This window comes from Brevundimonas vesicularis (assembly GCF_014204545.1).
In the GTDB taxonomy this organism is placed as follows: Bacteria; Pseudomonadota; Alphaproteobacteria; order Caulobacterales; family Caulobacteraceae; genus Brevundimonas; species Brevundimonas vesicularis_B.
The window spans coordinates 458,747-479,155 of sequence record NZ_JACHLJ010000001.1 but is presented as its reverse complement, the minus strand read 5'-3'; the positions used below and the strand labels follow the sequence as shown (position 1 = coordinate 479,155).

Genomic DNA, 20,409 nt, shown 5'->3' with positions numbered 1-20,409 from the left:
CGCCGCCCGGCGCAAGCCCGCGCGCGCGATCAGCTGCCGGATATCAACAGGGCGCCCGCATAACCGCGCGCCACGACCGACTGACGCGCCGCCTCGGCCGCATTGGCGCTGTCCCAGGGGCCTACAACCACGTTGAACCGCCCCGCGCCCCGATCGGCGCGCACCCAGCCGCTCAGGCTGTCAGCGATTCGCCCGGCCTCGACCTGATCCGAGAAGCTGCCTGCCTGGACCCAGAAGGTCGTCACCTCCGCCACGATCGACGCGGGCGCAACGACGGGCGCGCTGACCGGGGCAGAACCGCGCGGCACGGGCACCGACGCCCTTAACAGCGTGCCCCCGCCCTGCTGCGGCGCCCGCCCGAGGTAGCGCACCCGCACCCGCCCCACGCCCTGCGACAGCATCCCCAGTTCGCTCGCCGCCTCGCGCGACAGGTCGATGATCCGGCTGTCCACGAACGGCCCGCGGTCGTTGATCCGCACCACCAGTCGCCGCCCGTTCTCCAGGTTCGTCACCTCGACCAGACCGGGCAGAGGCAGGGTCTTGTGCGCCGCCGTCAGGGCATGCATGTCGAACCGTTCGCCAGTGGAGGTCGGCCGGCCGTTGAAGGCGTCGCCGTACCAGGACGCCATCCCGACCTCTTCGTAATCCGGCTGCTCCTTGGGCGTGTACCAGCGCCCACGCACCTGATAGGGCCGCATCGTGCCCGACACGATCGGCGCAGGGTCCTTGACGACGGGTGGATGGTCCTCGCCGCGCCCGGCGACCGTCCCGCGCACGCTTGCTCCGCCAACGGTGGAACAGGCGGCCAGCAGCGAAAACAGCCCCAGGATCAGCGCGCCGCGCACTCCCCGTCCAAACGTCATCGACCCGCCTCGCAAAAAATACGAAAACAGGATGACCGAAGACATTTCCGCTTTGGTTAATGACCCGTTCGCCTGCTATGGCGTCCGCCTCCGCTGCGGCGGCAAGGAAGTGTGGCCGAGTGGTTTAAGGCACTGGTCTTGAAAACCAGCGACGGTGAGAGCCGTCCGTGGGTTCGAATCCCACCGCTTCCGCCACTATCCCTCGCTTAGCCCTTGCTATTGCCCCGTCTGCCGTTAGGAACCCGGCTCCCCTGCCTGGAGCCCTGCCATGACGGCGACGAAACCGATGACGATCGGGATCGATTTCGGCACGACCAACACAGTCGTTGCCCTGACCGATGCGGACGGCCTTGCCCATCTCGTGACCTTTGACGCGGTCGAGGGCCAGACGACCACCTTCCGCTCGGCGCTCAGCTTCCAGACCCATCCGGGCATCGACGGCCAGCCGCCCGAGCGCGTGGTCGAGGCCGGGCCCTGGGCCATCGCCGCCTATGTCGAGGATCCGCTGGAGACCCGCTTCATCCAGTCGTTCAAGACCTTCGCCGCCAGCGCCGCCTTCACCGAGACGCGGATCGACAACAAACGCTACGCCTTCGAGGATCTGCTCGCCGCCTTCCTGCTGCGTCTGCGCCACCACGCCGGCGACGAACTGTCCGACAGCCCGCCCGCCGTCATCGTCGGCCGTCCCGTCACCTTTGCGGGCGGTAATCCGGACGAGACCCTGGCCCTTTCGCGCTATCAGACGGCGTTCGAGCGGCTGGGCTTCACCGACATCCGCTATGCGCACGAGCCGGTCGGCGCCGCCTTCTATTTTGCGCGCCAGCTGAAGGCGGACGCCACGGTCCTGGTCGCCGACTTCGGCGGCGGCACCAGCGACTTCTCCATCATCCGCTTCGAGCATACGCCCGACGGCCTGCGTTCGACGCCGCTGGCGCGCTCGGGCGTGGGCGTGGCGGGCGATGCCTTCGACTACCGGATCATCGACCAGTTGGTCTCGCCTGAACTGGGTAGGGGCGGTCTGTACAGCTCCGTCGGCAAACAACTGCCCATTCCCCAACGGTATTATTCCGCCTTCGCCCGCTGGGATCAGCTGGCCCTGCTGCGCGCATCACGCGACATGCGCGACATCCGCGCGCTGGCCCGCACCGCGCTGGAGCCGGAGAAGATCGAACGCCTGATCGAGGTGCTGGACGACAACCACGGTCATGACCTGTACCGCGCCGTCTCCACGCTGAAGATGGCCCTGTCGGCTGACGACCAGGCGACCTTCCTGTTCCAGGCCGGCGGCGTCCATATCGAAAAGCCGGTCGCCCGCGCTGATTTCGAACGCTGGATCGCGCCGGAATTGGCCGCCATCGAGGGCGCGGTGGATCAGGCGATGGCCCGCAGCGGCCTGGCGCCCGACGCCATCGACCGCGTCTTCCTGACCGGCGGCACCTCCTTCGTGCCGGCCGTGCGGGCGCTTTTCCAGGACCGGTTCGGCACCGAGCGGATCGAAACCGGCGGCGAGTTCGAATCCATCGCCGCCGGCCTGGCCCTGATCGGCCGCGAGGCGGATCTGGATCTGTGGAGCGAAAAAGCGGTTTAGGCCGAAAGCGAACCCAATCTCATCGTCATTCCGGGGCGTCCGCAGGACGAACCCGGAACCCAGGAGGACATCGCCGACACCTAACGCGGCAAGAGCCGTGACACGCACTCCTGGCTTCCGGGTTCTTCGCTACGCTCAGCCCCGGAATGACGGCGTCTTCGTCTAGACCTTACTCCTAAAACCCTTGCGCCCGCGCTACCCGTTCGGCGTGGAAGCCGGCGTCGCCCAGCAGTTCGTTCAGCACCCGCACCCGTTTCATGAACAGGCCGACGTCGAACTCGTCGGTCATGCCGACGCCGCCGTGCATCTGAACCGCCTCCTGCACCGCCAGCTCGGCGACGCGCCCCGCCTTGGCCTTGGCGATGGAAGCCGCCAGCGGCGCATACTCGCGCCGCTCGTCGATGGCGATCTGGGCGCCGATCGTCGCCGCCCGCGCCAACTCCAGCTCCGAGAACAGATGCGCGGCCCGGTGCTGCAGCGCCTGAAACTCGCCGATCAGCTTTCCGAACTGTTTGCGGGTCCGCAGATAATCCATGGTCGTCTTGAACGCCTGATCGCCCGCGCCCGTCAGGCTTGAGGCCGCACAGGCCCGCCCCAGGTTCAGCGCGCCGTCCAGCAGCGCCTCCCCGCCCCCGACCGCGCCGATCACCGCATCGGCGTCGACCGCCACATCGGTCAGCGTGATACGGGCGGCATTGTGCGCATCCACCATCACCGTGCGCTCGATTTCGACGCCCGCCGTCGCCGGATCAACCAGGAACAGCGTCGTCCCCTCCTCAGCCGTCGCGACGACGATCAGGGCGTCGGCCACATGGCCGTCCAGCACGAAGGCCTTGGCGCCGTTCAGCTTGAAACCGTTGCCCGCCCGCTCGGCCCGCGTCGTGATCCGCGACGGCGCGTGTTTCGCGCCTTCGTCCACCGCCAGTGACAGGATCGCATCACCGGCTGCGATCCTGGGCAGCCAGGCCTGTTGCGCCTGCGATCCGCCGTCGATCAGCACCTTGGCTGACAGGATCGACGATCCCAGATACGGCGACGGCGTCAGGGTGCGGCCCAGGCTCTCGGCGATCACTCCGGCCTCTACGGCGCCCAGCCCATGCCGCCCAGCGCTTCGGGAATGATGACGCCGGCGAAACCCATTTCGCCAAAGGCCCGCCACAGGTCGCGCGACACCCCGTCGGCGTCCCGCTCGTCCCGCAGCTTCCTCAAGTGCGCGATCGGCGCCTGTTCGTTCAGGAAGCCGTGGGCGGCGTCCTGCAACATCGTCTGTTCTTCGGTCAGGATCAGCGGCATCGTCTCACGCTCCCGGCAGTTGCAGCAGATGTTTGGCGATGATGTTCAGCTGAACCTCGCTGGTGCCGCCCTCAATGGAATTGGCCTTGGTCCGCAGCCAGTCGCGCGCCGTCTTGCCGTCATGCGACCGCTCGCCCTCCCATTCCAGCGCATCGGCCCCGCCCGACGCCATCAGCAACTCATGCCGCCGCTTGTTCAGTTCGGAACCATAGTATTTCAGCATGGAGGCGATGGCCGGATGCGCCTGTTTAGCCTTCACTTGATCGCCCACCCGCTCCATCGCCAGACGGAAAGCGGCGGCGTCGATCTCCAGGTCCGCGATCCGGGCGCGCAGCATCGGCTCATCCAATCGTCCGGCCTCGTCGGCGCCGATGGCGTCCATCGCCACCTGCCCCACAGGGCGCCCGCCGCCGACCTCGCCCATCGCGCCGATCATGGTGCGCTCGTGCGCCAACAGATATTTGGCCACGTCCCAGCCCCGGTTCAGCGTCCCGACCAGGTTTTCCTTCTCCACCCGCACGTCGTCGAAGAATGTCTCACAGAAGGGGGACTTGCCTGAAATCAGGGTGATCGGCCGCGTCGTTACGCCCGGCGTCTTCATGTCGAACAGCACGAAGCTGACGCCCAGATGTTTGGGCGCCTCAGGGTCCGTGCGCACTAGGCAGAAGATCCAGTCGGCCTTGTCGGCGTAGGAGGTCCATATCTTCTGACCGTTGACGATCCAGTGGTCGCCCCGATCCGCGGCCCGCGTCTGAATGGACGCCAGATCCGACCCCGCGCCGGGCTCTGAGTAGCCTTGGCACCAGCGGATCTCGCCGCGCACGATCTCTGGCAGGAAGCGTTTCTTCTGCTCTTCCGTCCCAAAAGCCAGCAGCGCCGGGCCCAGCATCCAGACGCCGAAACTGGCCAGGGCCGGCTGGGCCTTGATGCGTCGCAGTTCGGAGGCCAGCACCTTGGCCTCCTCGCGGCTGAGGCCGCCTCCGCCGTATTCCTTGGGCCATTCCGGAGCCGTCCAGCCCCGCGCGCCCATCCGCTCCAGCCATTGCTTGTGCGCCGGGGTTTTGAAGGTGGGATTTCGCCCGCCCCAGATCATCTCGTCGTCGGCCATCGGCCCGCGACATTCGGCCGGGCAGTTCGCCTCCAGCCAGGCGCGCGTCTCGGCGCGGAATTGCTCCAGATCGGTCATTCCTCGTCTCCCATGGCGTGCGTCGCTGACCGGCCGAAACCGATGCGAGACATCGTTGGGAATGACCTTATCCAGGAAATCCCCGCCTTAGAAAGCGAAACCTGAATGCCGATCACATAGCTGACGTAACGTCAGATCAGGCCGTGGCCCTTGGGCAGTTCGGCGTAGCGGTGAACCCGCGTCGCCATCACCAGACCGAACCCGATCATGACGGTCAGCATCACCGTGCCGCCATAGGACAAGAGCGGCATCGGCACGCCCACAACCGGCGCCAGCCCCATCACCATCGCCCCGTTGATCAGCACATAGAGCGCGAATGTCGCCGTGACGCCCGACGCCGCCAATCGGCCGAAGTGACTGTGCGACAGCGAGGCGATCCTTAGCGAGATCAGAATGATGGCGGCGTAAGAGGCCAGAAGCGTGAAGGTGCCCACAAAGCCGAACTCCTCGGCGAAGGCGGCGAAGATGAAGTCGGTCTGGCGTTCGGGCAGGAACTCCAGCTGGCTCTGGCTACCCAGGCCGAACCCGCGTCCCAGCGGCCCGCCCGACCCCATGGCGATCTTGGACTGCACGATCTGATAGCCCTTGTCCGACATGTCGGCTTCGGGATTCAGGAAGGTCAGCACCCGGTGACGCTGATAGTCGTGCATGCCGAACATCACATAGGGCGGCACCAGCACGGCGGCGGCGATGATCAGCGGCAGGATGATCCGCCAGCTAAGCCCGGCGACGAACATGATCGCCGCGCCCGTCAAACCGATCAGCATGGCCGATCCCAGGTCCGGCTGGTGCGCGACCAGCAGGAACGGCAGGCCGATGATCCCGACCGGGAAGATCAGCTTCCAGTGGAAACTCGCTTCCTTGGCCGAGGCGCCGTGATACCAGCGCGCCAAGGCCAGCACGACGCCGATCTTCATGATCTCGGACGGCTGGATGCGGGTGAACCCCAGGTCCAGCCATCGGGTGGCGCCCAATGCTGTATAGCCCAGCGGCGTCTCCACCAGCGCCAGCATGAACAGCGCCATCCCGTAGATGGGATAGGCCAGGGCGAACCAGTAGCGGATGCTGATCAGCGACAGCATCAGCATCAGCGCCAGACACAGGCCGAACCGGATCAGGTGCTTCATCGCCCACGGCGACCACGATCCGCCGGCCACCGAATACAGCATCAGGGCGCCAGTGCCGGACACCACGCACAGCAAGGCCGTCAGCCGCCAGTCGATCTGGCCCAGCTTGGTCGAGACGCGTTCGCGCTCGCCGGGACGTGAAAGGGCCGAGGCGGTCAACGGCCAGGCTCTGAAAGATAGGGACGCGGCCCGCTGGTCGCAGACGGCGCAGGGCGGCTCGGCTGCGGCGGAGCCACGACATCGGGCTCGGGCGCGGCGCCCACCACCCCGTCCTCGACGATGGCGTCGCCTGTCGGTTCAGGCGGCAGCGGCCGTTCGATGCGGGCTCGCATGTCCGGATCCTTCAGCAGCACGGTGCGCATAACCTCACGCGCACGCGGCGCGCCTGCGGTCGCCCCGCCCTTGCCCCCGTGTTCCACGATGACGGCGACCGCATATCGCGGCGCATCCACCGGCGCGAAGGCCACGAACAAGTTGTGATCCTTCAGCGCCCAGATATTGCTCTTGCGCGAGCCGGAGCCGTAGTTCCGGACCTGGGCCGTTCCGGTCTTGCCGGCCATCTGGATGTCGCCCAGACCCAGCTGGCTTTGGCGATAGGCGGTGCCGGATCGGTCGTTGGCCACGGCGATCATGCCTTGGCGCACGTATTCGACGTGGGCCGGATCGAACGGCAGGTCCGGCGCCTCGGCCCCGCTGGGCTGTTCGACACCGCCGATGGACTTGATCAGGCGCGGCTGTAGCTGCTTCTTCCCGTTCGCTAGACGCGAGGTCATGACCGCCAGCTGCAGCGCATTCACCGTGATCGCACCCTGGCCGATGGCGACAGAGGTCGTCTCCCCCGGATGCCAGACCGGATCACGCGGGAAGGTCCGCGCCTTCCATTCCGTGGACGGCAACAGGCCTTTGCGCTGGTTGCCGACACCGATGTCGAACTCGTGCTCGAAGCCCAGCGCCAGCCCCGCCTTACGGATGTTATCCACGCCCGCGCGGTTGCACATGGCGTAGAAATAGACGTCGCACGAGTTCTTGATCGCGTCGTGCATATTCTGGGTGCCATGCCGCCCCCAGCATCGCTGCGTTCGGTTACCGGTCCGATACGAACCCGAGCAGAACACCGTCAGCTTCGGATCGACGCCGGCTTCCAACAGAGCCAGCGCTGTCGTCGGCTTGAAGGTCGAGCCCGGCGGGAAGGTGCCGTTCAGCGTCTTGTCCAGCAGCGGCTTGCGCTCATAATCGGCCAGGGCGCGATAGGTCTTGCTGGGCACGCCGCCGACGAACAGGTTCGGGTCGAACGATGGCGCAGACATCATGCACAGGATGTCGCCGTTGCGCACATCCATGACCACACAGGCGCCCGACTCGTCGCCAAACACCTCCAGCGCCCGGTTCTGAACGTCGGCGTCCAGCGTCAGGACGACTTCCTTGCCCGGCACGGCGGGCCGCGATCCGCCGATGTCCTCGGCGACGACGCGACCGCGCGCATCGACCTCGACCCGATTGCCGCCCGGCTCGCCGCGCAGCGACATATCCAGCGCCTTTTCGACGCCCTGGCGGCCGATGCGGAAGCTGGGGTTGAACAGCAGGGCGGGCGGCTGCTCGCCCTTGTCGCGGATCGCCTTGACGTCCCGGTCCGACACCTTGGCCACATAGCCGATGACGTGGGCGAACGATCCGCCGAACGGATAGTAGCGCGCCTCGTTCATATCGACCATCACGCCAGGCAGTTCGTTGGCGTACTGATTGACCTTGGCGAACTCCTCCCAGGTCAGGTCGCTCTTGACCGGCACTGGGTTGAACTTGGACGCCGCATTGACGTCGCGGATGATCGCGCGACGGCGCTCCAGCGTGTCGGGCAACAGCCGTCCCAGAAGATCCAGCGTCTGGTCAAGGTCCTTGGTTTCGTCGCGCACCACCAGCACCCGGAAACTGGGGCGGTTGCCGGCGATGACGACGCCGTTGCGGTCCTTGATCAGGCCGCGCGGCGGCGGGACCATGCGAAAATTGAACTGGTTCTGCGACGACAGGGTCGCATATTCCTGAGCCTGCACGACCTGCAGCTGGCCCAGCCGTCCGATCAGCGCGGTGATCCCCAGCGCCGTCGCCCCGCCGAATACGAAGGTGCGCCGCAGGAAAGACCCCTGGCGTTCGTTCACATCGGCAAAGAAGATGGAGGGCTCGCCGCTCATCGGAACCGAATGTCTCCGTCGTCGAATCGCTCAAGCATCCAGTTGGCGATCGGATAAAGCAGCAGCGTCGGCACGACCTGTCCGACCAGCGGCAGAATCGCCGGCGCGTTCGTCGCCCGCATCGTCACCACCAGATAGGCCAGAAAAAAGGCGCCCAGCGTACAGGCGGCATAGGCTCCAAAGCGGATCAGCCCCTCATGCCCCGCCAGCAGATTGCGCGACAGCAGCACCGTTCCATAGACGGCCATCAGACACAGCGCCCACAGACCCAGCGGCGTATTCCAGAACAGATCCAGGAACAGGCCGATCAGAAACAGCACCGCCGGCGCCAGCATCGACGGCCGGATCAAGGGCCAGGCGAAGGCCAGGATCATCGGAATGACCGGCTCGGGCAGATGCAGACCGAACAGTTGCAGCGGCGTCCCCAGAACGACCGTCGCGGCGAGGACGAGCAGGGCTGGATAGACGATCCACTGAAGAGGTCCGACAACGCGAACCGCGACGGGCCGTCTCACGCCGCGCCTCCCGGAGCGGGCGCCGGCGCAGGGCTGGGCGCAGTCGGCGCAGGCGACGGGGTCGAGGCCGCAGGCCTCGGAGACGTCGCAGCCGGACGGACCGCAGTCGGCGCAGCGGCGGGCGCAGGCGTTGGCGCTGGCGTCGCCGCCGCAGCACGCGCCCGTTCGGCCTGGGCCTGCTGCGCCGCCAGACGACGGGCGGCGGCGTCACGGATTGCTCCGACCTCGGCGGCGCTCGGCTCCGGTGCCGTCGTCAGGCCTGCGAGCGGCGGCGCATTGAGCGCGTTCGGGCTGACGAGTTGACCGAAGCTCTGGAACAACAGCACGCGGACATAATCGATCGCGCCGTGATCGCTGAACAATTTAACCCGCCAGGCGCCGTCCACGCCCTTGGCGGCGACCCCGACCGGCAGACCACGCGGCAGACCGCCGCCGTCTCCCGAACTCAGGATGCGGTCACCCGCCTTGATCGAACCCGAGCCGCGAATGAATTCCAGACGCGGGCTGTCGCCGCTGTCTCCGGTCAGCATCGCGCGCGCATCAGTGCGCTCGATCATCACCGGCGTGCGCGACGCCACATCCGTCAGCAGCACGACGCGGCTGACGCCCCCCGTCACGCCCGTCACCCGACCGACCAGTCCATGTTCCGTCACGACCGGATTGCCGATCCGCACGCCCTTGGCCGAACCGACGTCGATCAGCTTGGCGTTGGAGAAGGGACCGCGCGATTCCGAAATCGCCCGTCCCGTGGCCATGGGCAACGGCGGCTCGGTGCGTAGACCTAGCATGGCCTCATAGCGGCCGTTGATATTCTTTTGGGCGATCGCCTCGTCGCGCCAGCCGCGCAGTTCGGCGATCTCGGCCTTCAGGCGGCGGTTCTCGCCGATGGCGAAGAAATAACCGCCGACATAGTCGCGCGCGGCCCCAGCCCAACGCACCGGCGCGGCGAAGACCCCGCCGACCGGCCCGGCCGCCGCTTCGAAACCGCCACGCGCGGCGCCCATGGTCGAGCCGCCCTCGGACGTGGTCCGGTCGCCCAGCAACAGGACGATCGCGCCGATGACGGCCACGACGACGACGACCGCGGCGGTCCACGCCAGCGGCACCTTGATGTTTTCAAAAGGGCCGTCGCGAAACGCCACGGGCGACCTTCCACTCAAAGGGGTTGGAATCGGCAGGACGCCCCCTGCCGCTGAGCCTGCCTATCGCAAAATCAAGGCCGGAATGGAACCGTGATCACACAGGCAACACAAGGATTTGCAGCCAAGCTTTCATCTGGCCGCAACAGACGGATCAGAGCGCGGAGTCGAGCACGCCCTTCATCCAGCGCGGGTGTTCCAGAACCCGGCCGCAGCCGATGGCCACGCACGACAGCGGATCGTCGGCGACCGAGACCGGCAGGCCGGTGTGATCGCGGATCTCGACGTCCAGACCGCGCAGCAGGGCGCCGCCGCCCGTCAGCATGATGCCCTTGTCGGCGATGTCGGCGGCCAGTTCCGGCGGGGTGGCTTCCAGCGCGACCTTCACGGCCTCGATGATCTGAGTGACCGGCTCGGCCAGAGCTTCCGCCGCCTGACGCTCCGAAATGCGCACCTCGCGCGGCACGCCCTGCATCAGGTCACGACCCTTGACCTCGATCGACAGGCCTTCGCCGTCGGCCGGGATGCGGGCGGTGCCGATGTCCTTCTTGATGCGTTCGGCGGTCGTTTCGCCGATCAGCAGGTTATGGTTGCGGCGCATGTAGCTGATGATGCTGTCGTCCATCTTGTCGCCGCCCACGCGGACCGAACGCGAATAGACGATGCCCGACAGCGACAGGACGGCGACTTCCGTCGTGCCGCCGCCGATGTCGACGACCATCGAGCCGGTCGGTTCGTGGATCGGCAGGCCGGCGCCGATCGCGGCCGCCATCGGCTCGTCGATCAGGCCCACACGACGCGCCGAGGCGTTCAGGCAGCTGTCGTTGATCGCGCGACGCTCGACCGCCGTAGCGCCCGACGGCACGCAGACGATGATCTTGGGGTTCACGAAGCCCTTGCGGTTATGAACCTTGCGGATGAAGTGCTTGATCATCTCTTCGGCGACTTCGAAGTCGGCGATGACGCCGTCGCGCATGGGGCGGATCGCCTCCATGTGGCCCGGCGTCCGGCCCAGCATCTGCTTGGCCTCGATGCCCACGGCGTGGACGACCTTGCGCCCGCCCACGTTTCTCAGCGCCACGACCGACGGCTCGTTCAGGACGATGCCCTTGCCCTTCATGTAGATCAGGGTGTTGGCGGTGCCCAGGTCCATCGCGATGTCGTTGGAGATCGCGCCGAAAAGGGAGAAGCTCATGGGAATCGATACCGTTGTTAGCTGGCAGGGCGTCTAGATGTCTCAGTCGACCTGGCGACGCCCCAACTGCCCTGACATCCCCACGCCGGACAGTTCCTGATCGTCTTCGCCACGCCTACTAGCGGCGGGTTTGCCCGTATGAAACCGGGAATACAAGCCCCGATGACAGTGTCGTCATATAGAGACGGCTATTGATACGCGTCGCCTGTGGACGCCATGCCTAGGAGGCCGCCCTGCCCGGCCTATATGCGCCGACGCCAAAACTGGCGGCGGCCAGCATCGTCGGATACAGCGTGTCTTCCTCGCGCGCGACCCTGTGCGCCAGCGCGCCGATCAGCCCCTTGGTGACGCTGGCGAACCGGTCACGATCCGCTAGGATCCGAGCCTGCGTCCATTCCTTGAAATAGTGCGCCCAGACCCCGCTGAGCGCACCCATATCCTCGACGTAATGCTCGGCGAGGTGACGAACCGACACATCTTCGGACTGCACCAGCACGGGGTACAGTTCACCGTCCTCGATCGCCAGATGCTCGGTCAGGGCGACGTTCAGCGCGCTCATCAACTCGCGCGCGCGTGTCGCATCATCCGATGTTTTCAGAACGGCGGCGGTCCCGCTCAAGGCGCTGGCCAATCGGATGATCCGGCCGTGCTGCGTTTTTAGAACCTCGACATCCATAGCGATGCCTCCCACCAGCCATCATGCAACCTGTGGGTGAACGGAGTGTAAATAGCAGGCTAAGCAAATTCCCTCAGTCGCCGCGCGCGATCTCGCGCCGCTTCACCAGTTCACGCACCAACAGCATCAGCGCCAGCCAGGCCAGCGCCACGCCGGCCAGTATGGCCGAGGTCCAGATGCCGTCGCCGCTGACCGCCGTCATGAAAGATCCGCCGAAGAAGGCGACCAGAGCGGTCTTCGGCAATACGCCCAGCGCGCACCCCGCCAGAAAGCCCGGGAACGACGCCCTCGCCGCCCCGAACGCCATGTTCACGACGATGAACGGAGCCGACGGCACGTTGCGGATCATGAAGCTGGCGTAGAAGGCATTCTTGCCGACGAACCGCGTCAGGCGTCCGACCGTCTTGCCGCCGTGCCGCGCCAGCAGCCGCGCCGTAGGTCCGCGTCCCAGCCAATAGGTCACACCCGCCGACACGACCGTCGCGATCCAGCTGTAAAGGAAGCCGAAACACGGCCCGAACGCCACGACGCAGGCGGCGATCAGGATGAATTGCGGCGCCCCGAAAAAGGCCGAGATCGTGAACACCACGATGGCGGCGACCAGGCCCCAGGGCCCCTGACGGAATCCGGCCAGCCAGTCTTCCAGCCGCCCCTCGGCCTCCAGACCCAGTTGGCTCTTGCCCACAGCGAACAGGGCGATCATCGCGACCAGCAGCAGGGCCGTCGCCAGCACGGCGCGCCAGCGCCGCCCCTCCATGTTCGACAGGAAATCGATGATCCAGCGCATCAGAGCCGCCGCTTATCATCCCATCTCTGCATTAGCGAGCATCAGCGCATTGTCCCGAGGGACGACGCCGCGTAAACAACCCCGCCTCCCCGGCAAAAACTTCCAAAACCACGGGATAGTTCATGTCCAGCCTGCAATCTTCCGCCCTCGCCCGCGTCAAGCCCTCGGCCACCATCGCCGTCACTGCGCAGGCCCGGAAGCTCAAAGCCGAAGGTCGCGACGTGATCGGCCTGGGCGCCGGCGAACCGGATTTCGACACCCCCGAAAATATCAAACAGGCCGCGATCGACGCGATCAACCGCGGCGAGACCAAATACACCGACGCCGACGGCATGCCCGAGCTGAAGGCGGCCATCGTGGCCAAGTTCAAGCGCGAGAACGATCTCGACTATACGGCGGCCAACATCCACGTCGCGCCGGGCGGCAAGCCCGTCATCTTCAACGCCTTGGTCGCCACGCTGAACCCCGGCGATGAAGTCATCGTGCCCGCCCCCTACTGGGTCAGCTATCCCGACATGGTGCTGCTGGCCGGCGGCGAGCCCGTCACCGTGATCGGCGAGGAGAAGGACGGCTTCAAGTTGCTGCCCGCCGTGCTGGAGGCCGCGATCACGCCCCGCACCAAATGGCTGATCCTCAACAGCCCATCCAACCCCACCGGCGCCGCCTACACCCGCGCCGAGCTTGAAGCCTTGGCCGAGGTCCTGCGTCGCCATCCGCACGTCTGGGTGCTGACCGACGACATGTACGAGCACCTCGTCTATGGCGACTTCGAATACACCACCATCGCCCAGGTGGCGCCGGACCTGATCGACCGCACCCTGACGGTCAACGGCGTGTCCAAGGCCTACGCCATGACCGGCTGGCGCATCGGCTACGCCGGCGGCCCCAATCCGCTGATCGATTTGATGCGCAAGGTGGCCAGCCAGACCACGTCCAACCCGTCCAGCATCAGCCAGTGGGCGGCCGTCGAGGCGCTGAACGGCCCGCAAGACTTCATCCCTGAGCGCAAAGCCGCTTTTGAAAAGCGCCGCGACCTTGTCGTGTCGATGCTCAACCAGGCGGCTGGCATTACCTGCGCTACGCCCGAGGGCGCCTTCTACGTCTATCCGTCCATCGCCGGACTAATCGGCAAGACGACCGAGACGGGTGTCGCCATCGACGGCGATTCCACCTTCGCCGCGGAACTGCTGAACGCCGAGGGCGTCGCCGTCGTCCAGGGCGAGGCCTTCGGCCTCAGCCCCTATTTCCGCATCAGCTACGCCACCTCGGACGCTGTGCTGGAAGAAGCCTGCACACGCATCCAGCGCTTCACGGCCTCGCTGCGCTGATCGATTCAGGGCGGAGGTTCAGGCCTCCGCCCGCCATCCGGCCCTATTGGCTGGGCTGCATATAGACCACGCGGCAATCGCCATCGATCGTGGTGTAGCGGTTGTTCGACGCGTCGACGAACGAGATCCGGCCGCCGTCGTCGTACTCGACCTTGCCGGTCGAGCGTCCCTTGAAGTTCTCCACCCCATAGGTCCAGCAGGTGATGTCCGCCGGCTTGTCGCCCCAGGTGGCGTCGTTGCGCGCCCGCTTGCTGTCGGTGCAGGCGGACAGTCCGCCGGTAAGGGCGCCAGTCAGGGCGAGGGCAACGGCGGTATAGACGAGCGCTTTCATAGGCTCAGTCTTGCACGGACGCCGCCCAAAGGAAAAGGCCGCCCCGGCGATGACGGGACGGCCCAACTTTCGACGATGGCGCTCGACCTACGGCCGGCTGGCCATGCCCAGCTTCACCGGCTTGGCGTCGTCGGCCAGGGCGCCGCGCTTGACGCCCCACAGCAGGATGATCGGCGCGCCGACATAGATCGACGAATAGGTGCCGATGATGATGCCGAACATCAGGGCGATCGAGAAGCCAAACAGGGCCTCGCCGCCGAAGATGGCCAGGGCCGCCAGCACCATGACGGCGGTCACGCCGGTGATGATGGTCCGCGACAGGGTCTCGTTCAGCGACAGGTCGATCACGTCGCGCAGCGGCATGGTCTTGTACTTGCGCAGATTTTCGCGAAGGCGGTCGAACACGACGACGGTGTCGTTCATCGAATAGCCGATCACGGTCAGGACGGCGGCGACCATGTTCAGGCTGAACTCCAGCTTGAACAGCACGATCAGCCCGAACGTCAGGATCACGTCGTGCAGCAGGCCGACCACGGCGCCAAACCCGAACTGCGGCTCGAACCGGAACCAGATGTAGAGGAACATCAGGCCGATCGCGACGCCCAGAGCCAACAGGCCCGAGGTGAATAGCTCGCCCGACACCTTGGAGCCGACGACGCTGACGCCCGAATAGTTGACCTGACCGACCGCGCCGTTGATGGCGCCCTCGACCTGGTTGACGACCTGGGTCTGATCGCGGCCTTCCGGCACCTGGAAGCGAAGAATGGCGGTCGAGCCGTCATCGACATTGGTGTCGCGGCGCGCAATGCCCTGGACCTGGACGTCGCCCAGGTTCAGGCCGTTTACGGCCTCGCGGACCCGATCCAGCTCGATCGTCTGGCCCGCCGGCTTGGACACTTCCATCGAGGCGCCGCCCCGGAAGTCGATGCCCATGTTCAGGCCAGGATAGAAGCAGGCGATGATCGACGCGACGCACAGGATCACCGACAGAACGCCGGCGAACCGCGCATATTTGACGAAGTGGAAGTTCGTCTTCTGCGGCAGCAGTTTGATGAGGGGCCATCCACGCATCGCCATCACTCCGCGATCGGCAGTTTTTTGGGCTTGGCCGTCTTGAGCCAGTAGCCGAGCAGGACCTGGGCGACCAGGACCGACGAGAAGACCGAGGTGAACACACCGATGGTCAGGGTCCAGGCGAACCCGCGAACCGGGCCTTCGCCGAACACGAACATGATGCCCGCCGCGACCAGGGTGGTCAGGTTGGCGTCGATGATGGTGCCCATGGCCTTGTTGAAGCCGGCGTCCATCGAGGCGATGACGCTGCGCCCCGCCCGGGCCTCGTCACGCATCCGCTCATAGATCAGCACATTGGCGTCCACCGCGACCGCGAAGGTCAGGATCAGACCGGCGATACCGGGCAGGGTCAGGGTCGCCTGGGTCAACGACATGGCCGCCACGATCAGCACGCCGTTCAGCACCAGGCCGACCACCGACACGCCGCCGAACAGCAGGCCGTAGGCCAGGATCATGAACAGCACGATGATGGCGAAGCCGACGGCGGTCGACAGGGCGCCGGCGGCGACCGCGTCCGCACCCAGTTCAGCCGTCACGGTGCGGCGCTCTTCGACGTTCAGCGGCGCCGGCAGGGCGCCCCCGTTCAGCAGGTTCACCAGCGTCGCCGCTTCCTGGATCGAGAAGTTGCCGGTGATCTGACCCGAGCCAGAAGTGATCGCGCTCTGGATCGTCGGAGCCGAAATCACCTTGCCGTCCAGGATGATGGCGAAGGGCTTTTGCAGGTTGGCAGCGGTGGCTTCGCCGAACCGGCGGGCGCCGGCGCCGTCGAAGCGGAAATCGATGGCCGGGCGGCCGCTCTGGTCCGAACCGACGCCTGCACGGGTCAGGTTCTCGCCCGACACCAGCACGCGCTTCTTGACCAGATAGGGCGTGCCGTCCTCGCCGACCAGCAGTTCGGAATCCGGCGGCACACGTCCGGCGACGGCCTCGGTGACCGAGTTTTCGACATCCACCATCTGGAATGTCAGCTGGGCCGTCTGGCCGATGACTTCTTCCAGCTTGGTCGGATCGCTCTCGCCCGGTGCCTGGACCACGATGCGGTCGGCGCCCTGACGGGTGATGGAGGGTTCGCGCGTGCCCAGGCTGTCGATGCGGCGGCGCACCACCTCGATCGACTGGTCCACGGCCGTCGCGCCCATGCCGTTCAGCGCGGCGTCGGTGTAGGCGAAGCGGATGCGGTTATTGCCCAAGCGCGTCGCTGCGCGTTCGACCTGCCCGCCCGCGCCGGCCTGACCGGCCAGCTGCTGCAGCGCCGTAAACGCCGCATCGTTCTGGGCCGGATTGGCCAGGGTGACGACCACGCCGCCGGCTTCACGCTGGAAGCCGTTGGTGGCGACGCCCGCGCCGTTCAGCGTGACCCGAACGTCTTCGATCAGGTTGGTGACGCGCTTTTCGCGCATCGCCGGCACATCGACTTCCAGCAGCAGATACGAACCGCCCTGAAGGTCCAGCCCCAGGTTCAGCTTGTTCTTGGGCATGAAGCCGGGCAGCGCCTCGCGCTGCTGATCCGACAACAGGTTCGGGAACGCCAGCAGACAGCCGAGAACGGCCGCGACGACGACGAGAATGACTTTCCAGCGCGACAGCTGAATCATGAGGGCGGTCCAGGTATCGGCGGATACGCGAGCGTATCAGGCCTTGGAATCGTTGGCGGCGATGGCGGTGCGGTTGCGCACCTCGGCGATCATGGCCTTGACCACGCGCACATTGACGCTGGGCGCGATCTCCACGTTGACCTCGGCCTCTTCGACACGAGTGACCTTGCCGATCATGCCGCTGCCCAGGACGACGGTGTCGCCACGCTTGACGGCGGCGATGGCGGTCGCGTGTTCCTTGGCGCGCTTCTGCTGCGGACGGATCAGCAGGAAGTAGAACAGGATGAAAATACCGATGATGGGCGCAAACCCGATCAACTGCGCCGTCAAGCCGCCTTCAGCGCCCATGGTAGTCTCCGCAAACAGATAGGGGGCGGCCGTCATCGGCGCCCATCAAAAACGAGGCGCGGAACCTAGGGCTCCGCTTCGTGGAATGCAACGCGGCGAAAGCGCTACCTGGGCAACACTGTCAAAGGATCGACCGCAACCGGATCGTCGCCGCGCATCTGACGGGTCTCGAAGTGGATCGAAGGGCGTCCGTCGCCGGCCGTCAGACCCACGGTGCCGATCTGCTGGCCCGCGCGCACGTCGTCGCCGTCCTTGACCGTCGCCGAACCCAGATGGCCATAGACCGTGCGCCAGCCGTTGGCGTGCACGATCAGCACCGTCAGCCCCTGCCCCACCAGATCGCTGCCGACATAGGCCACGCGCCCGGCCGCAGAGGCGCTGATCGTCGCGCCGGCCGAGGCGCCGATGTTGATGCCGTTGTTCCGCTCGCCCATGCCGACCGGGCCGAAACGCCGCACGATGTCGCCGCGCACGGGCCACAGCAGGTTCGGCTGACCGGCAGCGGCGCTGGCGGCGTTGGTCTGTTCGACAGGCCGCGTCTGGACCGGCAGCGCCGCATTGCCCGAGGGCGGCGGCGGCGGGGGCGGCGGCACGGCGCCGTTGTTGGGCACCAGCACGCCGACGGGCGAAGCGCCGGTCGCGTAAGGATCGCGGCCGGTATCCACCGCCGCTTCAGGCAGGATGATTCGCTGGCCCGTCGTGATCGCCCCGCGCGGTCCCAGGCCGTTCAGGTCGATCAGCGTCTGGACCGGCGTCTGGAACCGGCGTCCCACGCCCGAGATCGTGTCGCCCGGTTGGATCACATAGGCCGCGCCCGGGCGCACCGGGGCCGACGACGACGGATAGGACGGCGGCGTATAGGCGGGCGGCTGCGACGCCGGCGGCTGATAGGTCGGTTGGCTCGGACCGACATTGACCGTCGGCGGCAAGGCCCCGCCATCGACCTGACCGATCGGCGCCGTCGCGGGCGGCGGCGATTCATAAGGGGCGGGACGATAGGGCTGGTTCGGATTCTGGCCGGCATTCGGATAGGTCGGCTGCTGCGGGTAGGCGCCCTGCCCCGGACCATAGGCCGGCGCCGGGTTCGCATGCGTCGAATAGCGCGGCTCCGAAGGATAGCTGATGCAGGCCGCCGTGCTCAACGTCGCCCCCGCGACCAGAACCGCTCTCATCCAGCCCGAAATCATCGCCACCGGCTGCTCCCATTCGTGGTTAAACTCGCCCGCCCGGTGTGCCCGCTCGCGCCCCATAAGCCAACCCCGCAATCATCGCGGAATTGGGGCGCGAAGGTTAACGGCTCAAACAGCGAGCAACCCGGTCGCGAGTGATAGCCAGCAAAAAGGAGCCTATCCCTCCTTCGCCGTCCCCTCGACCAGGGGCACGAAACGCACTTCCGTCAGGCTTTCGCGGTGGAACGACCCGTCGCCTTGCCCGACATAGCGATGCAGCATCTGCACCGACGTGCGTCCCACAGGCGCGACCAGCACCCCGTTCGGCTTCAGCTGTTTTAGCAGTTCGGTCGGCTCGGTGGGCGAGGCGGCGGTGACCATGATCCGGTCGAACGGCGCCTGTTCGGCCCAGCCCAGGCCGCCGTCGCCGTGCCTGGTGATGACGTTCTCGATCTTCAGCACCCGCAGTCGCGCTTCGGCCTCGACCAGCAGACTGCGATACCGCTCCACCGAATAGACATAGCGCGCCAGCCGGCTCAGCACCGCGCACTGGTATCCGCTGCCCGTGCCGATCTCCAAAACCCGATGCCGCGCCTGCACCTCCAGCGCCTGGGTCATCAGGCCGACGATATAGGGCTGGCTGATCGTCTGGGCGCAGTCGATCGGCAGGGCCTGATCCTCCCACGCCTGATCCAGGAACTTTTCGTGCACGAAGACCGCGCGGTCGATGCTCTCCATCGCCTTCAGCACGCGCGGGTCCGTGACCCCCTGCTGCCTGAGCGACAGGATCAGCCGCCCGGCCCGGTCGTCGTGCAGATTCATGCGGCGGTCGCCACGCTCTTTGGCGGCGCTCCGCCCAGCACCTTCTTCAGGTCATGCACGCTGGTCATGTGCGTCAGGTCGATATGCAGCGGCGTGACCGAGATCCGCCCCTCTTCGATCGCGCGCAGGTCCGTGCCCTCGGCATGCTCCTGCTTTTCGCCCCGGAAGCTCATCCAGTAATAGTCACGACCGCGCAGGTCCGTGCGCCGCACCGCGTGCATCTCGCCGACGTTGCGGAAGCCCTGGGTCGTCACCTCGACCTGATCGACCGCTTCGGGCGGCCGGTTGGGGAAGTTCAGGTTCATCACCACCCCGTTCGCCCATTTCTGGTCCAGCAGGCGACTGATGATCGCCGGGGCGAAGGCTTCCGCCGTCTCCCAGTGCGCAACCACCTCGTCGTGAAACCGCTCCAGGCTCTGGCTCAGGGCGATGGAGCGGATGCCGAACGCCATCCCCTGCAAGGCGCCCGCGACAGTACCGGAATAGCTGACGTCCTCGCCGATATTGTGCCCGCGATTGACGCCCGACAGCACCAGATCGGGCTTCTCCGGCATCAGGTCATTGACCGCCAGCACGACGCAATCGGTCGGCGTTCCCGTCACGGCGAACCGCTTCTCGCCCAGGTTCAGCACCCGCAGCGGTTCGGTCAGGGTGATCCCCCGTCCCTTGCCCGACTGCTCGACGGCGGGCGCGCACACCCACACGTCGTCGCTCAGCGTGCGGGCGATCCGCTCGAGGCATTCCAGGCCTTCGGCCTCGATCCCGTCGTCGTTCGTCAGCAGAATCCGCATGCCTAGCGCAACACCCGAACCGACTGGGCCTTGATGACATAGTCGCCGCGGCACTGGTTGGTGATGCGCGCGCCCTCATGACGTATAGTCTGAACACCGTCGGCCTCGGCCCAAGGCACAGCCCGGCCTGTAAAGACCACTTTAGAGCCGCCCAGATCCTGCGCACCATTCTGCTGATTGAACGGCAGCGCGCCGCTGACACAGCGAAGGGCGGAAGGCGGCATACGCAGGTCCCGCTGCGTCTGGTAAAGCTGAAATTCCCCATTCGCCACCCGCACCCAGCCGGTGAACTCCGAAGCGTTCGTATCAAGATTGGGATTGGTGAGGGTCGTGGGCGTGGCGCACGCTGACAGGGCTGCGGTCGCGGCGACAACGATCAGGCTCAACGTCTTCATG

General features: G+C 66.4%; 20 protein-coding genes, 1 tRNA gene and 1 pseudogene. 3 read left to right on the top strand and 19 right to left on the bottom strand.

The window, feature by feature from the left end; translation table 11 throughout:
- Nucleotides 1-29: 29 nt before the first annotated feature.
- On the bottom strand, nucleotides 30-863 hold the full coding sequence (locus HNP47_RS02345; RefSeq protein ID WP_184278056.1) for a septal ring lytic transglycosylase RlpA family protein: 834 nt from the start codon (nucleotides 861-863) through the stop codon (nucleotides 30-32).
- Nucleotides 864-968: 105 nt separating this feature from the next.
- On the opposite strand from HNP47_RS02345, the gene HNP47_RS02340 reads away from it, so the two are divergent.
- A tRNA-Ser gene (locus tag HNP47_RS02340) sits at nucleotides 969-1,058 on the top strand.
- Nucleotides 1,059-1,131: 73 nt separating this feature from the next.
- On the top strand, nucleotides 1,132-2,451 hold the full coding sequence (locus HNP47_RS02335) for an Hsp70 family protein (RefSeq protein ID WP_184278054.1): 1,320 nt from the start codon (nucleotides 1,132-1,134) through the stop codon (nucleotides 2,449-2,451).
- A 175-nt stretch (nucleotides 2,452-2,626) separates the two neighbouring features.
- Here HNP47_RS02335 and HNP47_RS16250 read toward each other — a convergent pair whose 3' ends face one another.
- From HNP47_RS16250 to HNP47_RS02290, 10 genes and pseudogenes are all read right to left on the bottom strand, one after another.
- Nucleotides 2,627-3,163 (bottom strand): acyl-CoA dehydrogenase, encoded by a 537-nt coding sequence (locus HNP47_RS16250; RefSeq protein ID WP_260394678.1) that lies wholly within the window; start codon nucleotides 3,161-3,163, stop codon nucleotides 2,627-2,629.
- Nucleotides 3,164-3,178: 15 nt separating this feature from the next.
- A pseudogene (locus HNP47_RS16245) lies at nucleotides 3,179-3,714 on the bottom strand (acyl-CoA dehydrogenase family protein); the annotation flags it as partial.
- Between the two features lie 34 nt (nucleotides 3,715-3,748).
- Nucleotides 3,749-4,930 (bottom strand): acyl-CoA dehydrogenase family protein, encoded by a 1,182-nt coding sequence (locus HNP47_RS02325; RefSeq protein WP_184278052.1) that lies wholly within the window; start codon nucleotides 4,928-4,930, stop codon nucleotides 3,749-3,751.
- A 131-nt stretch (nucleotides 4,931-5,061) separates the two neighbouring features.
- Nucleotides 5,062-6,216 (bottom strand): rod shape-determining protein RodA, encoded by a 1,155-nt coding sequence (gene rodA / locus HNP47_RS02320; RefSeq protein ID WP_039243638.1) that lies wholly within the window; start codon nucleotides 6,214-6,216, stop codon nucleotides 5,062-5,064.
- Nucleotides 6,213-8,243, bottom strand: coding sequence for a penicillin-binding protein 2 (gene mrdA / locus HNP47_RS02315; protein WP_184278050.1), 2,031 nt, complete (start codon nucleotides 8,241-8,243; stop codon nucleotides 6,213-6,215). Before mrdA ends, rodA begins: the two co-directional genes overlap by 4 nt.
- A complete protein-coding gene (locus HNP47_RS02310) occupies nucleotides 8,240-8,758 on the bottom strand; it encodes a hypothetical protein (protein ID WP_184278048.1) in 519 nt (172 codons plus the stop codon). The genes mrdA and HNP47_RS02310 overlap by 4 nt, the downstream gene beginning before the upstream one ends.
- Nucleotides 8,755-9,900, bottom strand: coding sequence for a rod shape-determining protein MreC (mreC, locus tag HNP47_RS02305; protein WP_184278046.1), 1,146 nt, complete (start codon nucleotides 9,898-9,900; stop codon nucleotides 8,755-8,757). The genes HNP47_RS02310 and mreC overlap by 4 nt, the downstream gene beginning before the upstream one ends.
- Before the next feature lie 151 nt (nucleotides 9,901-10,051).
- On the bottom strand, nucleotides 10,052-11,092 hold the full coding sequence (locus HNP47_RS02300) for a rod shape-determining protein (protein WP_017504801.1): 1,041 nt from the start codon (nucleotides 11,090-11,092) through the stop codon (nucleotides 10,052-10,054).
- A 220-nt stretch (nucleotides 11,093-11,312) separates the two neighbouring features.
- Nucleotides 11,313-11,783, bottom strand: a complete 471-nt coding sequence (locus HNP47_RS02295) for a hemerythrin domain-containing protein (RefSeq protein ID WP_184278044.1) — start codon at nucleotides 11,781-11,783, stop codon at nucleotides 11,313-11,315.
- Nucleotides 11,784-11,841: 58 nt separating this feature from the next.
- Entirely contained in the window at nucleotides 11,842-12,555 is a 714-nt protein-coding gene (locus tag HNP47_RS02290) for a TVP38/TMEM64 family protein (protein ID WP_184278042.1), read from the bottom strand.
- Nucleotides 12,556-12,677: 122 nt separating this feature from the next.
- On the opposite strand from HNP47_RS02290, the gene HNP47_RS02285 reads away from it, so the two are divergent.
- Entirely contained in the window at nucleotides 12,678-13,883 is a 1,206-nt protein-coding gene (locus HNP47_RS02285) for a pyridoxal phosphate-dependent aminotransferase (RefSeq protein ID WP_184278040.1), read from the top strand.
- Between the two features lie 43 nt (nucleotides 13,884-13,926).
- On the opposite strand, the gene HNP47_RS02280 is transcribed toward HNP47_RS02285, so the two are convergent.
- From HNP47_RS02280 to HNP47_RS02245, 8 genes are all read right to left on the bottom strand, one after another.
- Nucleotides 13,927-14,214 (bottom strand): hypothetical protein, encoded by a 288-nt coding sequence (locus HNP47_RS02280; protein ID WP_184278038.1) that lies wholly within the window; start codon nucleotides 14,212-14,214, stop codon nucleotides 13,927-13,929.
- 87 nt (nucleotides 14,215-14,301) lie between these two features.
- Nucleotides 14,302-15,291, bottom strand: coding sequence for a protein translocase subunit SecF (gene secF / locus HNP47_RS02275; RefSeq protein ID WP_184278036.1), 990 nt, complete (start codon nucleotides 15,289-15,291; stop codon nucleotides 14,302-14,304).
- Nucleotides 15,291-16,883 (bottom strand): protein translocase subunit SecD, encoded by a 1,593-nt coding sequence (gene secD, locus HNP47_RS02270; protein WP_184278034.1) that lies wholly within the window; start codon nucleotides 16,881-16,883, stop codon nucleotides 15,291-15,293. Before secD ends, secF begins: the two co-directional genes overlap by 1 nt.
- 36 nt (nucleotides 16,884-16,919) lie before the next feature.
- Entirely contained in the window at nucleotides 16,920-17,231 is a 312-nt protein-coding gene (yajC, locus tag HNP47_RS02265) for a preprotein translocase subunit YajC (RefSeq protein ID WP_017504795.1), read from the bottom strand.
- 104 nt (nucleotides 17,232-17,335) lie between these two features.
- Nucleotides 17,336-18,418 (bottom strand): peptidoglycan DD-metalloendopeptidase family protein, encoded by a 1,083-nt coding sequence (locus HNP47_RS02260; protein ID WP_184279075.1) that lies wholly within the window; start codon nucleotides 18,416-18,418, stop codon nucleotides 17,336-17,338.
- A gap of 159 nt (nucleotides 18,419-18,577) precedes the next feature.
- Nucleotides 18,578-19,222, bottom strand: a complete 645-nt coding sequence (locus HNP47_RS02255; protein ID WP_184278032.1) for a protein-L-isoaspartate(D-aspartate) O-methyltransferase — start codon at nucleotides 19,220-19,222, stop codon at nucleotides 18,578-18,580.
- Entirely contained in the window at nucleotides 19,219-20,013 is a 795-nt protein-coding gene (gene surE, locus HNP47_RS02250; RefSeq protein ID WP_137721733.1) for a 5'/3'-nucleotidase SurE, read from the bottom strand. Before surE ends, HNP47_RS02255 begins: the two co-directional genes overlap by 4 nt.
- Nucleotides 20,014-20,015: 2 nt before the next feature.
- Nucleotides 20,016-20,408: a hypothetical protein gene (locus HNP47_RS02245; RefSeq protein ID WP_184278030.1), complete on the bottom strand. Its 393-nt coding sequence runs from the start codon at nucleotides 20,406-20,408 to the stop codon at nucleotides 20,016-20,018.
- Nucleotide 20,409 lies beyond the last annotated feature (1 nt).